Origin of the sequence: Gordonia cholesterolivorans, assembly GCF_039531975.1 — a bacterium.
GTDB classification, from domain to species: domain Bacteria; phylum Actinomycetota; class Actinomycetes; order Mycobacteriales; family Mycobacteriaceae; genus Gordonia; species Gordonia sihwensis.
The window spans coordinates 312293-325824 of record NZ_BAAARB010000002.1 but is presented as its reverse complement, the minus strand read 5'-3'; the positions used below and the strand labels follow the sequence as shown (position 1 = coordinate 325824).

12 protein-coding genes and 1 tRNA gene are annotated in these 13532 nt (G+C 68.0%); 3 read left to right on the top strand and 10 right to left on the bottom strand.

The features are described 5' to 3' along the window. Positions 1-4: 4 nt before the first annotated feature. Positions 5-334: a WhiB family transcriptional regulator gene (locus ABFX36_RS03205; protein ID WP_006897374.1), complete on the bottom strand. Its 330-nt coding sequence runs from the start codon at positions 332-334 to the stop codon at positions 5-7. Between the two features lie 287 nt (positions 335-621). Here ABFX36_RS03205 and ABFX36_RS03200 point away from each other — a divergent pair, with 287 nt between their 5' ends. The 3 genes from ABFX36_RS03200 to ABFX36_RS03190 are packed head-to-tail and all read left to right on the top strand — an operon-like array spanning position 622 to position 4397. After that, complete coding sequence (locus ABFX36_RS03200) at positions 622-3042, top strand: penicillin-binding protein (RefSeq protein ID WP_045537298.1); 2421 nt, start codon at positions 622-624, stop codon at positions 3040-3042. 49 nt (positions 3043-3091) lie between these two features. Then, complete coding sequence (locus tag ABFX36_RS03195) at positions 3092-4087, top strand: metallophosphoesterase (protein ID WP_346074866.1); 996 nt, start codon at positions 3092-3094, stop codon at positions 4085-4087. A gap of 10 nt (positions 4088-4097) precedes the next feature. Continuing rightward, complete coding sequence (locus tag ABFX36_RS03190) at positions 4098-4397, top strand: maltose acetyltransferase domain-containing protein (RefSeq protein ID WP_045537283.1); 300 nt, start codon at positions 4098-4100, stop codon at positions 4395-4397. A gap of 564 nt (positions 4398-4961) precedes the next feature. Here ABFX36_RS03190 and ABFX36_RS03185 read toward each other — a convergent pair. From ABFX36_RS03185 to ABFX36_RS03145, 9 genes are all read right to left on the bottom strand, one after another. Beyond that, positions 4962-5035 (bottom strand) — tRNA-Pro (locus tag ABFX36_RS03185). 54 nt (positions 5036-5089) lie between these two features. After that, positions 5090-6445, bottom strand: coding sequence for a DUF2252 domain-containing protein (locus ABFX36_RS03180; protein WP_346074864.1), 1356 nt, complete (start codon positions 6443-6445; stop codon positions 5090-5092). Positions 6446-6463: 18 nt separating this feature from the next. Further along, positions 6464-7930: a hypothetical protein gene (locus ABFX36_RS03175; protein ID WP_006897379.1), complete on the bottom strand. Its 1467-nt coding sequence runs from the start codon at positions 7928-7930 to the stop codon at positions 6464-6466. Continuing rightward, positions 7927-8385: a hypothetical protein gene (locus ABFX36_RS03170; protein WP_346074861.1), complete on the bottom strand. Its 459-nt coding sequence runs from the start codon at positions 8383-8385 to the stop codon at positions 7927-7929. Before ABFX36_RS03170 ends, ABFX36_RS03175 begins: the two co-directional genes overlap by 4 nt. Positions 8386-8418: 33 nt before the next feature. Then, positions 8419-8850 carry an Ohr family peroxiredoxin gene (locus tag ABFX36_RS03165; protein ID WP_006897381.1) on the bottom strand — a complete coding sequence of 144 codons (432 nt, stop codon included), beginning with the start codon at positions 8848-8850 and terminating at the stop codon, positions 8419-8421. Positions 8851-8928: 78 nt separating this feature from the next. Beyond that, complete coding sequence (locus tag ABFX36_RS03160) at positions 8929-9594, bottom strand: hypothetical protein (RefSeq protein ID WP_006897382.1); 666 nt, start codon at positions 9592-9594, stop codon at positions 8929-8931. A 42-nt stretch (positions 9595-9636) separates the two neighbouring features. Continuing rightward, positions 9637-11046 carry a hypothetical protein gene (locus ABFX36_RS03155; protein ID WP_412475371.1) on the bottom strand — a complete coding sequence of 470 codons (1410 nt, stop codon included), beginning with the start codon at positions 11044-11046 and terminating at the stop codon, positions 9637-9639. Between the two features lie 60 nt (positions 11047-11106). Beyond that, positions 11107-12405: a lipase family protein gene (locus tag ABFX36_RS03150; RefSeq protein ID WP_346074858.1), complete on the bottom strand. Its 1299-nt coding sequence runs from the start codon at positions 12403-12405 to the stop codon at positions 11107-11109. Between the two features lie 94 nt (positions 12406-12499). After that, positions 12500-13525, bottom strand: coding sequence for an aspartate-semialdehyde dehydrogenase (locus tag ABFX36_RS03145; RefSeq protein WP_006897385.1), 1026 nt, complete (start codon positions 13523-13525; stop codon positions 12500-12502). Positions 13526-13532 lie beyond the last annotated feature (7 nt).

Here is a 13532-nt window from a genome sequence, read left to right as displayed (position 1 = left end):
TCGTTCAGTTCTGGTCGGGAACTGCGCCGAGACGCTGTCGTCGGCGCTGCGCTTCGAAGAACGCCGCCCACGACGTCACTTCGGGATGCTGACGGAGCAGCGCGCGACGCTGCCGCTCGGTCATTCCGCCCCAGACGCCGAACTCGACGCGATTGTCGAGCGCATCCGCACCGCACTCGAGTTGCACCGGACAGTGTCTGCAGATGGTCGCAGCCTTCCTCTGAGCAGCTCCGCGGACGAACAGATCGTCCGGGTCACCTCCACGACAACGCGCCTGGGAAACCCAAGCCAGTCGAGCCTCTGAGTCAACGGTGGTCAACGGCGCCAGAGTCATTGCGCAATCCCGCCTTTCACAAACCCATCGACATGCCCCTGGTTGAGCGCATGCATAAGATCCTGCTGTGATTCGTACCTACCAATGAGTTTCTTTGTTAGGTAACTCACGTTTCCAATCTATTGAGGCGGCCGATGCAACGCAAGTCGGTGGGCTATGGTCCTGAGTTCGACGCAGGTCGGGCCGACATCCGCGCAGGTGGATACGGCGCCCCGCGGCGAATCACACGTATCCTGGCCATCGTGCGCAAGACTTCGAACCTCGCAGGCCTGGCCGTCGCCGTCGTGATGGCCGCGGTCCTCGTGGCCGGACTCCTGTTCCCCGTCGCCACCGGAATGGGCGTGCTCTCGAACCGGGCAGCCGCCACGATGGAGAACTCGTCGTCCGAGCTGCTGGGCGGAACCGTCCCCGAAGTCACCACGGTGACCGACGCGAACGGCACACCGATTGCGCTCCTCTACGACCAGTACCGCTACCAGGTCGGATACAACGACATCTCGCAGGACATGATCCGGGCGATCATCTCGATCGAGGACCGGCGTTTCCTCGAACACGACGGCGTCGACTGGAAGGGCACCATCCGTGCGGCCCTGAAGAACTCGTCGTCGGGTGAGGTGCAACAGGGTGCCTCGACGCTCGATCAGCAGTACATCAAGAACTACCAACTGCTGGTTCTGGCCCGGACCGAGGCCGAGCGCGAAGCGGCCACGGAGACGACACCCGCGCGCAAACTGCGGGAGGTGCGGATGGCCCTGACTCTGGAGCAGACGCTCACCGATCAGGCCAAGCGGGAGAAGGGACTCGACGACGCCGCCGCGAAGCAGGACGCGAAGAAGCAGATCGTGACCCGCTACCTGAACGTCGTACCGTTCGGCAACAACGCCTACGGTGTGGAGGCCGCGGCCCAGACGTACTTCGGTCACTCCGCGAAGGAGCTGACGGTGGAACAGGCGGCCATGCTCGCCGGCATGGTCCAGTCGAGCTCCGGGCTGAACCCGTACACCGATCCGCAGGCCACCATGGCGCGGCGGAACACCGTGCTCGACACCATGATCGAGAACTTCCCCGAACGTCGCGCCGAACTTGAGGCGGCGAAGAAGAAGCCGCTCGGCGTGGTGCCCGCGCCGAAGACCCCCGTGCAGGGATGCATCTCCGCGCACAACAACGGCTTCTTCTGCGACTATGTCCTGCAGTACCTGGCCGACAACGGCATCCCGCGCGCACAGGTGATGCGGGGCGGTTACCTCATCCGAACCACCCTGAATCCCGAGGTCCAGGCCGATGCGGTGCGGTCCGCGCAGCAGCACACCGCTCCGGACACCGACGGCATCGCGACCGTGATGAGCATCGTCGCTCCCGGCAAGGACTCTCACGACGTGCTGGCGATGGCCTCGAGCCGCAATTACGGCCTCGACGCCAAACGCGATGAGACAGTTCAACCGCAGCCCTTCTCTCTCGTCGGCGACGGCGCCGGCTCGATCTTCAAGCTGTTCACCACGGCCGCGGCGATGGAGAAGGGGTTGGGCACGGGCAGCGTGCTGCCGATCCCGTCGAGCGTCGCGGTGTACGGCATGGGCGACAGCAACGGTGCGTTCGGTTGTCCGGTGAACGCGTACTGCGTCAAGAACGCCGGCGCGTATCCGCCGTCGGCGTCGGTGACGCAGGCCCTCGCCACGTCGCCGAACACCACCTTCGTCCAGCTGCTTCAGCAGGTCGGGGTGAAGCCCGCGGTCGACATGGCGGTGCGGCTCGGACTGCGCTCGTACAACGAGCCCGGTACCTCGGGTGTTGGCGATCAGAGCCTCGCCGAGTATGTGAAGAAGGGCAATTTCGGCTCGTTCACGCTCGGCCCGTTCGCGGTGAACGCGCTCGAACTCTCCAATGTCGCAGCGACCCTCGCCTCCGGAGGCACGTGGTGTCCGCCGAACCCGATCGCGTCGATCCAGCAGGTCAAGCGCGATCAGTACGGCAACGCGGTGCTCGACCAGAACGGACAGCGCGCGATGGTCAACGTCCCGTTCAACCCGCCCAAGTGCGAACAGGTCGTCGAGTCCGGGCTGGCCAACACGCTCGCGAACGCGATGAGCGAGGACGACAAGGGCGGCGGCACGTCGGCGGCCGCGGCTTCGGCGGCGGGCTGGAACCTGCCGCTGTCGGGCAAGACCGGCACCACCGAGGCGCACCGCTCGGCGGCCTTCCTCGGATTCACCAACCGCCTCGCCGCCGCCGTCTACACCTACAACGACGGTTCGCACCCGGCGGGCATCTGCACCTCGCCGCTGCGCCAGTGCGGCGACGGAAATCTATACGGCGGCTTCGAGCCGGCACGGACGTGGTTCTCGGCGATCGGACCGATCGCGACCAAGTTCGGTCCGGTCGCGCTGCCTCCCGTGGATCCGCAGTACGTCGCGGGCAGTGACCGCGGACGCATCCCGCAAGTGAGCGGACTGCCCGCCAGCCAGGCCACCTCGCGCTTGCAGGAGGCCGGTTTCAAGGTCACCGAACTCGAAGTCGACAGCACTCGCCCCAAGGGCACCGTCGTCTTCACCGCTCCTTCCGACAGCGCGATGCCGGGAAGCACCATCGCGATGTACGTGAGCAACGGCCGCGGCAAGACCTCCGGCGACGGCACGTCAGACAAACCGGCGGAGAAGACGGTGCAGGTGCCGGGAGTGGGTCCGGTGGTCATCGAGGTGCCCGGCGGCTGACGGCGCAGCGCGGGGTCGGCGGGCGTCTTCGGCGCGTATCCTGAAGTCCATGGTCTCGGTTCCCGGATTCGGTGCGCCCTCGCGCACCACACGTGACGCCTCAGCTCTCACCCGCGTCGTGGCCGGTGCCGCCGGTGCGGCCGCCGCCGGTCTCGTGTATTCGACGGTGATCGAGCGCAACGCATTCACCCTGCGTCACGCGACGCTGCCGGTGCTGGAGCCGGGATCGTCGCCCTTGCGCGTGCTGCACATCAGCGACATCCACATGATGCCGAACCAGCATCTCAAGCAGGCATGGATCTCCGAGCTGGAGCGACTCGAGCCCGACCTGGTGGTCAACACGGGCGACAACCTCGCCCATCCCAGCGCGGTCCCCGCTGTGGTGCAGGCACTGGGCGGGCTGCTCGCGCGCCCCGGCCTGTTCATCTTCGGCTCCAACGATTACTTCGGCCCGAAACCGAAGAACCCGTTCAAGTACTTCAAGAAGAACCACACACGCACGCACGGCGAGCCGCTGCCGTGGCAGGATCTGCGCGCGGCCTTCACCGAACGCGGCTGGCTCGACGCCACGCACACGGTGCGCGAACTCGAGGTCGGCTCGGTGCGCATCGTCGCGGCCGGCGTCGACGACCCGCACATCGAACGCGACCGCTACGAGGCGATCGCCGGGCGACCCAACCCGCTCGCGCAACTGCGGCTGGGGCTGACGCATTCACCGGAGCCCCGCGTGCTCGACTCCTTCGCCGACGACGGGTACGACCTCGTGCTGGCGGGCCACACGCACGGCGGTCAGCTGTGCCTGCCCGGCTACGGCGCGCTGGTGACCAACTGCCATCTCGATCGTTCGCGGGTCAAGGGCGTCTCCAACTGGGGTTCGACGATGAAGCTGCACGTCAGCGCGGGCCTCGGTACCTCGCCGTACGCGCCCGCCCGGTTCTGCTGCCGCCCGGAGGCGTCGCTGCTGACGCTGACCGCGGTGTCGAACGGCGGCGACGTCGACAGCGTTCAGCAGTCGTTGCCCCAGCTCGCCGACCAGTTCAGCTGACCGAGACGGCATGACCACCGACCGGGAACGGATGCTGGCCGGCGAGTTGTACCGCGACGCCGATCCCGAATTGGTCGGGTTGCGCAAGGCCTGCGCGCGGCTGCTGGACCGATTCAACGCGACCGCCGCCGACGAGGACGGCGTGCGCGACGCACTGCTGCGTGAATTGCTGGGCGGCCTCGGCGAGGGCAGCTGGGTGATGCCGCGTCAGATGGGAGCCGGGAGCGTCGTCACTCGCGATCTCCCCGACCATGTATTCGCCGCGGGCAATCCCGCGCGAGTGATCCGCGAGTTGCCGATCGAGGCTTGAGGTCGCGGCGTAGTTCCCGGCGCACGAGACCGGCTATTCGAGGGCGGTCCGTCCGGCTCCCTCCCCTTAGACAGGAGCGGGACGGACCGCGTCATCGCACCCGTCCGGTTCACTACCCTCCCCAGAGCAACCGCCGGACGGGGCGGCGTCCGCTTGCATCAGTTAGCAACGGACTTTTTCAAGTGAATCAGGCTCACGAGTTCAACACAAGACTGGGTGCGTGAACTGCCACCGGAGTCCTCCTTCTGAACGACTCGAGTGGGTGCCTGTCCCATCGCTGATGAACTGGCCGGGCGTCCGCCGTCAGCCCGAATCCGCCCAGAAGGCGGCCGTAGCACGATCACTGACCGAGAGAACTCCGATGGAACAGTTACGCCGCGGTATCGAGCGTCGGGGTCGGCACGATCTGCTTGAGCAGTAAGCTCGCGGAAGCCTGACCTCTACCGCAAGGCCGGGTCTCAACGACGATCTGACACCTGAGCAGAACGGACACGCACGATACGAGGAAGCCCCCGGCTCGCATCTCTGCAGGCCGGGGGCCTCAACTGCTTCTCAACCAAAGCGTCGGGGTAGCGGGATTCGAACCCACGACCTCTTCGTCCCGAACGAAGCGCGCTACCAAGCTGCGCCATACCCCGTGTATGACCTGCAATAGCGTACAACGAGCTCGGCCGAACTACTAAATCGTCAGGTCAGGACGGGTTTTCGAGGGCACCGGAGCTGACCGACCCGTCGGCGACCGCGGCATCGAGGCGTCCGTGGTCACCGATGTTGATGCGGCTGTACTCCACCGAGAAGTCGGCGATCGCCGCGTCGAAGGCCTTTCCCGCGTCGGCCAGGTATGCCGCGATCTCGTGGCGGGATGCGGTACGCGCGTGCGCCTGCGCCAGCACCTCGCCGCACAGCGCCCCGTAGTACTCCATCCCGGCCGGAAGCAGCGACTCCACGACCACCGACCCCTTGCCGTCGCGCAGCTGGCGCACGTAGAAGTCGGTGTCGACCGTCGCCTCCCCGCCGGCCGCACGGACCCATCCGAGGAAGATGTCGCTCGACGCCTGCAACAGTTGCTGACCGAACACGACACGCTGTCCCTGATTGGTGTACTCGCAGCCCGGCACGAACGGCGCGAGGACCGATTCGGAGGCCTCCTTGAATTGAAGAAAGAGCGGATCGGTCCCCCGCGCCCCGCCGAAGAGCGCGATCCAGCACCGGGTGCCGACGCTGCCGACGCCGACGACCTTTCGCGCCGCCTCGATGAAGGAGTACTGCGAGAACAACTCGGCGACGTGCGCGGGCAGGGTGCGCGCGTAGCGTGCGAAGGCCTCACCGAAGTAGTCGTCGAGTTGGACCTTCGACATCGACGGCGCGACCTCGGACGCCGGCACCAGCAGCGGCGGATCGCTCTTGATGTGCGCCCCCGCGAGATCGACGTAGCAGAGCTTCTCGAGCGCCTGCGCGCTGTCCCGGTGCCGCGCCTTCCGGAGCGCCTTCTGCGTCCGCTTCGACGCGGCGGTGTCGAAGCGGTCACCGAGATCGGCGACCACCTCGTCGGCGTCGACTCGCGCATACCAGCATTCGAGGGCGGGTTTGGCCTCGCTGGCGATCATCGTCTTCCGGTACGCCTTGGCCGCGAGGCGCGCCATGCTGCGGCCCGTCGTCTCGTCGAAGCCGTTCGCCTGCGACGCGATGACCATGCTGGCCGCGAGGCGCTTCACGTCCCACTCGAACGGGCCGGGGTGCGTCTCGTCGAAATCGTTGAGGTCGAAGACCATCGCGCGTTCCGGTGAGCGGAACAAGCCGAAGTTGCTCAGATGCGCGTCTCCGCACAACTGGGTCACGATGCCGGTGCTGGGAGTCGCCGCGAGGTCGGAGGCCATCACCGCCGCCGCACCGCGATAAAACGTGAACGGCGTGGCCGACATCCGCTGATGTCGCACCGGGGTCAGTTCCTGCAGCCGCGTACGGTCCTGTTCGAGGATGATCTCGAGCGAGTCCCTGCGGGTCGCGGCCTCCGGCACCGCAGCCAGTTGGTCGACGGGCAAAGCCATTGGCCGGTTCCCTTCTCTCTATTGATAGGAGACGAACCAGGGAACGGGGTCGACGTTCATGGTCCGGCGTGGAGAGAACATGGGCTTGTCCTCCGTGTAGAAATTCTTCCACCCGAGCCACGTCCGGGGAGGCAGGCCCGCGACAATCCGGTTCCACGTCTGCATCTTGACGTTCGGCACACCGTGGCCGTCGGCGTGAACGAGGAACGCGAGTTCGGTGCGCGAGGTGTCGATCTTCGATCTGTCACCCAGCATGTCGGCGTCGAACTGGTGCAGGACAAAGGCCTTCTGCGGCAGATTCCGACTCTTGACCAGGTCGGCGAGCCAGGTCGAGACCCGGTTCACCTCCGCGGGCGAGACGGACCCGATCTGCTGCAGGTGGACTTGATTCGGCTTCAGCCGCCACTCCGGGTCGAGGGCCAGGCCGACGTGCGGCTGCAGCAGCAGTTCCCGATACATCTTGGCCTGGTCGAGAAAGTCCATCCGGCCCGGTTGCAGGTCGAGGGTGACGTAGACGCCGGCCTTGCGCGCGGCGTCGACCCACGGCCGCACCGCCGCCACGTCGAGCGCCGAGGTGTAGTTGCCGCCCGGGCCGGGATCGGCGGACGCGACGGTCACGATGATCTCGAAGCCCGGGACCACCGGGACGGGCGAGAGGCGGTCGTACTGCGCTGCGACGGCTTTCGCGCGCCGGATGGACGCACTGATGCTCTGCCTGCCCAGAGGCCCCAGTTCGGGCGCACCGGGCGATCCGTAGAGCGCGACGACGCGGCGCCCCGGGAACATCAACTGTCCGCCGCCGGGGAGTTCCGGGAGGCTCCGCGCGAGTTCGACGCGGCGCGCCAGGAGCCGGGGGTCGCCGAATCCCGATCCCACCGCGAGGATCGGCGCCCCGGGCCGCGCCTTGACGAGGTTCACTGCGCGCCCGGAGCTTCTCGGATCGGGCGACGGCACGGCCGCGACCTCCGCGTGTGCCGCCTCGGCGGTCGCGATCGCGTCGTCGCCGGCCGCCGAAAGCAGCACCACGGTGCCCTCACCGCGCGTCGCGGCACCGCCGGCGAGCAACCGGACGTCGTCGGTGACCGGAACCGGCAGTGCCGGGACGCGGCCGACCCGGACCGCGCGCTCGACACCGAGTCGCTCCAATTCCGCTGCGACAGTGCGGGAATTCGTGTCATCGACCGCGAAGACCGGCACGCCATTGACGCGCGCGGCCTCCGCCGCGGCGCGGCGCTCCGACTCTCGTGCCGTCGGAGCGACCACGACCGCGGTCGGCGACGAGGCGAACAGTTCGCGACTCACGAGGACGGATCCGGGCGCACCGGCGTCGTCGACGACGCGGATCGACCCTCTCGCAAACGCCACGGCCGCGGGGTCTCCGACCACGGGAATCGCCGATGCCGTCACCAGTGCGGCGACCGCCAGCGTGACGACTGTGATGTAGAACAGACGAGCGCGGCCCGTGGTGGTGCGAGCCGGCGTCATTCCTCGTCGGACTCGTACGAGTCCGCGAAGGACACCCGCGGGGTGGTCAGCGCCGAGTATCCCGCCACAGCGGCGTGCACCACCGCGGCGAGGGTGAATCCGATGGCGAAGACGATCGCGGCGGCCCAGGCCACGACGCCCACAGCACTGTCGATCCCATCCAGGAGCAGCACCGCGGACGCCGCGAGGACGCCCCCGAGCAGGGCCCAGACGGCCGATCGAATGCGCGGACCGATCGCTCGGCTGAAGAACAGCCGCTCGTAAACCGCTGTCTCGAACTCTTCTACCGCGGCGAGCCGGACGGCGTCGGTGCCCGCCAGCTCGCGCAGCGACGCGGCGAGTTCGGCGTCGCGTTTGAGTACCGCGGTCTCATTCTGCCGGTATCGCACGAATGCGATGGTCGCGATGGTGGCCGCCAGCACTGCGGCGGCGGCGACGATAGCCCAGTTGTTCACGAGAGTTCACCGTACCGGGCCCCGTGCCGCGAATCACACGCGCGATGTGACAGTGCTCGCGATATTGCCGCGCGTGGCCTTCGAGTACGGGCAGAAGGCGTGCGCGGCCTGTGCCAGTTCGGCGGCCTCGGCGGTGTCGAGCCCGGGCAGATACACCTCGATGTCGGCGGTGAGTCCGAAGCCGCCGTCGGCGTCGTCGCTGCCGATGCCGATGTTCACCTTCACCGACGTGGCGTCGGTGAGAGTGGCGCCCTTGCTCTTGGCGACGTGCCGGAGCGCACCCATGAAGCACGCCGCATAGCCCGCGGAGAACAGCTCCTCGGGATTGCTGCCCTCGCCGTTGCCGCCCATCTCGACGGGCGGAGCGAGCACCAGGTCGATCCGGCCCGACTCGGAGACCACCTCGCTGTCGCGGCCGCCGCCGGTCGAGGTCGACGAGACGTGGTACACGGGGGTGACGGTCATTGCGTTCTCCTTAGTTCGGTCAACTCGAAACGGGAACGGTTCCAGGCGCATGGCCGAACCGGACCCGCTGTCCCCAAGCTACCCGCCGGAGGCGCGCCGGAAGGGTTTCATGGCCATCGACTTCGGCAGCCACTCGTTGATCGGCCTGCGCAGGGTGATGAGCGCGGAGAGGACGAGCACCCCGCATTGCACCCACGCGAGCACTCGCAGCGACGCCGAGACCTCCGGATAGTGGAACAGCAGATCCGCACCGACGACGGTGAACAGGACCGTCACGGTGATCACCGAGAGATAGATGCTGCGCAGATTGCGGCTGTGCGCCCGCGCGGTACCGACAAGCAGCGGATATCCCAGTGCCGTGAACAGCGGGATGCCCACGAGCAGCGCGGGCGTCCAGAACGACGCCATCGAGGCCGCCTTCTCTCCCGGATCCACCCCCGGGACGTTCTGCAGACCTGGCTGCAGACGCTCGGCCATCAACCCCTCGAGCCAGGAGAGATTGGCGAATCCGTACACGACCCACGCCAGGCACGCCACCGCGGCGATCGCCCAGACCACGCGCGCGTCACGGACGAGCGCGACCGGCGGCGGGCCGGGGTCGACGGGACGCGCCGGATACCTGCCGCTGAGATCGCTGTCCTTCGACCGCCGCGCGATCTCGGCGAGGTCCTCGGCGTCGAGTTCGGCCTGCGTCGGAATCCGATCGCGGTCGGCGTCGTCGTCGAACGGTCCGGGAGTGGTCATGTCATTGATGATGGCACGACGCGCACGCCGGTCCGGTGGGCACTAGCCGGAGATCTTCAGCATCCGGGTCACGGTGCCCTGCCAGAGTGTTCCGCCCGGCGCGATCATGCCGGTGAGCTGCATCGGCTCGTCGATCGGCGCGGTCCCCACGCGCCGCGTCGCCACCCGTCGACCGGTCTGGAAGTCGACAGCGACGTAGTCGACCGGTCCCGACTGCTGCGGTCCCGGCACGTACGGGCCGTAGGCGAGACCGTGAATCAGACCGTCCGCCCGGGACAGCCGCGGCAGCGTGGCCATTCGGTCGGTGGTGTTCTCCCATACTCTCGTGCACGCCCCGTCGCGGACGTCGATGCGCGTCATACCGCCGCGGAAGGGAGCGAACGCCGGATCGCTCGGCCCACCGCTCACCGCCATCGGCGGGTACTGGAATCCGTACGTGCTGGGGATCACCAGGCTGTCGCCCCACGCCATCGGGGAGTTCTCGGTCCCCTGGTTCGGTGATGCGAAGGCCCGCGTCCGGCATACCTGCGAACCGTCGTCGGAGCGGTAGACGATCAGGTTCGGCACCGCGGCGTTGTCGACGATCGCGACCCAGCCGTCGCCGCCGGGACCGAAGTAGGTCGGCGTGGTGCCCGATCCCCAGGTCAGCTGTCCCGGCCGGCGGGCGGCACCGCGATCGTAGGCGCGCCGCCACACCGTCCGCGGCACGCCGTGGGCGTCCGCGCGCATCTCGTAGAGTGCGTGCGTGGTCAGCACCGACGCACCGGAGCGACGGACGGTGAGCCCGTTGCCCAGTTCTTCGCCCTTCGGCAGGCGCGTGGCCCCGACCCGGCCGTCGGGCAGCACGGTGCCGATGACGCCCTCGGTGGTCGCGAACCAGGTGCGCCCCTGATAGTCGGGGGCCAACCCGGTCACGCCGTCGCCGCCGAGGTATTTCGACACGTCGGTGCTCTCGTCGACGCGCAGCGCCCAGCCGGACCGCGTCCGGTGGTGACCGACCCGCAGGATCTTGCCCGAGCCGTCGGCCACCACCACCCGGTTCCGGTCGTCGAGGAACCCGTACACCCCGCCGAGGAGCTTGCCCTTGGTCAGCGGCAGCCGCGCGACGACCTGGGCGGTCCGCGGATCGAACATGGTCACCACCGGGGTGGCGAACTGCGGCGGGGTACCCGCGACGTAGGCCGTGCACAACGAGACCGGGAAGCCGTCCGAGCCCACGAAAGTCGCGGCGCACACACCGCCGGGAACGCTCGACGCCGCGACATGCCCGGTCTTGCCCGGCCCGCGCAGGACGGTGCTGTCGGTCGATTCGGGATCACCGTGCATCAGCGAAGTGGAGGCCGGGCCGACGCCGGGAACGGCCGGGCTCGCCACGGCAGTCGTCGTCGACACCGTGACGAGCCCGATGACCGCCGCCGACAGGGCGATCAGGAAGCGCTTCATGTCAGTCATGACCAGTAGTCGATCACATGATCGCCGATCACGGGCGACCACTTGCACACGACCGACTGGTCAGCTGTTCAACTCACTGAGGATGTAACTCGTCGCCGGCAGCATCTTGGCCAGCATCGGCAGTGCGTGATTCACGACCAGCCCGGGGAAGATCGGCGGCGTGAAATCGTTGTCGAGCCGCACGTCCGCCCCCTGGGCCTTCCAGTCGCGGTACAGCTGCACCACCTGTCCGTGCGGGATGACGTCGTCACTGACCCCGGTGGAGATCAGCACCGGTGCGTTCGGCTTGAGGCGGCCGATCCGCTGGTCGTCGAGCATCTTCTGGACGCGGGGGTACTTCTTGATGACCGCGCTCAGCGACTTCCCGTTGCGAGTCCACTGGTCGGTGCGCTGGAATCCGTGCGTGAGACCGGTGTCGGCGATGCATTGCGTCGCGACGTCTTTCAGGGCGCGGCGCCCGGTCGCGCTGGTCTCCTTCTTCAGGATCGGGTCGAGCGCCGGATACCGCGCCACGAGTCCGTTGATGGCGTAGCCGATCGCGCCCGAGATGAAGGTGCCGTCGATCTGGCCGATCACCTTGGACAGATCCGCGGGAGGCGCACCGGCGTAGGTGGCCTTCACGTTGAGGTCGGAGGCGTAGGTGGACGCCAGCTCGGCTGCCGACGCGGTCGCACCGCCGCCCTGGGAGTAGCCGGAGAAGGCGACAGGAGCGTCCTTGGGTGCCTTGGCCACCTTGAGTGCGGCGCGGGCGGCGTCGAGCACGGCCCGACCGGACTCGAGACGGTTCACGTACGTGTGGATGCCGGGCGTGCCCATGCCGACGTAGTCGGTGAGCACCACCCGCACGCCGTTGAGCAGGAAGAGGTTCATCTCGAGCCCGGAGTAGTTGACGCCGAGACTCGGCTTGGTCGGGTCGATGGACATCGGCAGCGAGAGCATCTTCGACCCCGCGCACTGGTCGCCTTGTCCGACGGTGCCGGGCGCCAAGACGACGGTGGGCCGCGGCCCCCTGCCGTGCCACGGCGCGGTCGGCTCGACCACTGCGCCGGTGACGGCCGTCGGCTTCCCGTCCTGCCGCGTGGTCGTGTACATGATGCGGGTCGCGGTCCCCGGCCATTGGTTGCGAACGCCCGGGATCTGCAGCAGGAGCTGCGTGGGCTGGGTGCGAACCACCGATCCCGGGGCCTCCGACAACCGAGCGGGAGGGCGATAGAAGTCGCCGACGGCACCCGCGTCGCCGGTGCCGGCGACGAGCCCGGAGGCCGCGACCGCACCGACGACGGCGATCGAACCGGTGCGCCTGACGACGCTGGAAACGGATGAACTTCTGGACGAGACGAATCCCCGAATTTTTCTCACGGGAGTAATCTACGCCATAAGTTACCGCTTGGTAAGTCCCGATTTCGACGTTCGCCGCCGACGAGCGAACCCGCCCGCCGCCAGGCGCGCGTCGTCAGACCAGCAGTTCGGCGATCTGGATCGTGTTGAGCGCGGCACCCTTTCGCAGGTTGTCTCCGGAGACGAAGAGCGCGAGGCCACGCCCCTCCGGAGCGCCCGGATCCTGACGGATACGCCCGACGAGAGAGACGTCGCCGCCGGCCGCGTCGAGCGGGTTGGGCACGTCCGCGAGCCGGACCCCGGGCGCGCCGTCGAGGATCTCGCGTGCCTGCTCGGGGGTCACCGCTTCATCGAACTCGGCGTTGATCGACAGCGAATGGCCGGTGAAGACCGGGACGCGGACGCAGGTTCCGCTGACCAACAGCTCGGGGATGCCGAGGATGCGTCGCGACTCGTTGCGCAGCTTCTGGTCCTCGTCGGTCTCACCGCTGCCGTCGTCGACGAGGTTGCCCGCGAGCGGCACCACGTTGAACGCGATCGGCGCGACGTAATTGATCTTCTCGCCGAGATCGACGGCGTGCCCGTCGTAGACGAGCTGCTCGGCGCCGTCGACGCCGGCGCGCACCTGCCCCGCGAGTTCCTGCACGCCCGACAGCCCGCTGCCCGAGACCGCCTGATAGCTGGAGACGATCAGCCGGCGCAACCCCTTGGCGTCGTGCAGTGGCTTGAGCACCGGCATCGCAGCCATCGTGGTGCAGTTGGGGTTCGCGATGATGCCCTTGGGCGGGTTCTTCGCGAGCTCACCGTTCACCTCCGACACGATCAGCGGCACATCGGGATCCTTGCGCCAGGCCGACGAGTTGTCGATCACCGTTACTCCGGCGGCGGCGAACCGCGGCGCCTGCACCTTCGACATGGTTCCGCCCGCGGAGAACAGAGCGATGTCGAGCCCCGCCGGATCTGCGGTCGTCGCGTCCTCGACCACCACTTCACCGCCGCGCCACGGCAGCTTCTTGCCCGCCGACCGCGGCGACGCGAAGAACCGCACCTCGTCGGCCGGGAAGTTCCGGTCTTCGAGGATCTGACGCATGACGCCGCCGACCTGGCCGGTGGCGCCGACTACTCCGAGTCGAATACCCATCTGAGCG

What these genes read in the sequence shown, in the direction of transcription:
- ABFX36_RS03165 (WP_006897381.1), bottom strand. Translation starts at nt 8,850, where the DNA reads ATGACCGTCACCCCCGTGTACCACGTCTCGTCGACCTCGACCGGCGGC.
- ABFX36_RS03145 (WP_006897385.1), bottom strand. Translation starts at nt 13,525, where the DNA reads ATGGGTATTCGACTCGGAGTAGTCGGCGCCACCGGCCAGGTCGGCGGC.
- ABFX36_RS03200 (WP_045537298.1), top strand. Translation starts at nt 622, where the DNA reads ATGGCCGCGGTCCTCGTGGCCGGACTCCTGTTCCCCGTCGCCACCGGA.
- ABFX36_RS03155 (WP_412475371.1), bottom strand. Translation starts at nt 11,046, where the DNA reads ATGACTGACATGAAGCGCTTCCTGATCGCCCTGTCGGCGGCGGTCATC.
- ABFX36_RS03160 (WP_006897382.1), bottom strand. Translation starts at nt 9,594, where the DNA reads ATGACCACTCCCGGACCGTTCGACGACGACGCCGACCGCGATCGGATT.
- ABFX36_RS03190 (WP_045537283.1), top strand. Translation starts at nt 4,098, where the DNA reads ATGACCACCGACCGGGAACGGATGCTGGCCGGCGAGTTGTACCGCGAC.
- ABFX36_RS03195 (WP_346074866.1), top strand. Translation starts at nt 3,092, where the DNA reads ATGGTCTCGGTTCCCGGATTCGGTGCGCCCTCGCGCACCACACGTGAC.
- ABFX36_RS03180 (WP_346074864.1), bottom strand. Translation starts at nt 6,445, where the DNA reads ATGGCTTTGCCCGTCGACCAACTGGCTGCGGTGCCGGAGGCCGCGACC.
- ABFX36_RS03175 (WP_006897379.1), bottom strand. Translation starts at nt 7,930, where the DNA reads ATGACGCCGGCTCGCACCACCACGGGCCGCGCTCGTCTGTTCTACATC.
- ABFX36_RS03205 (WP_006897374.1), bottom strand. Translation starts at nt 334, where the DNA reads ATGACTCTGGCGCCGTTGACCACCGTTGACTCAGAGGCTCGACTGGCT.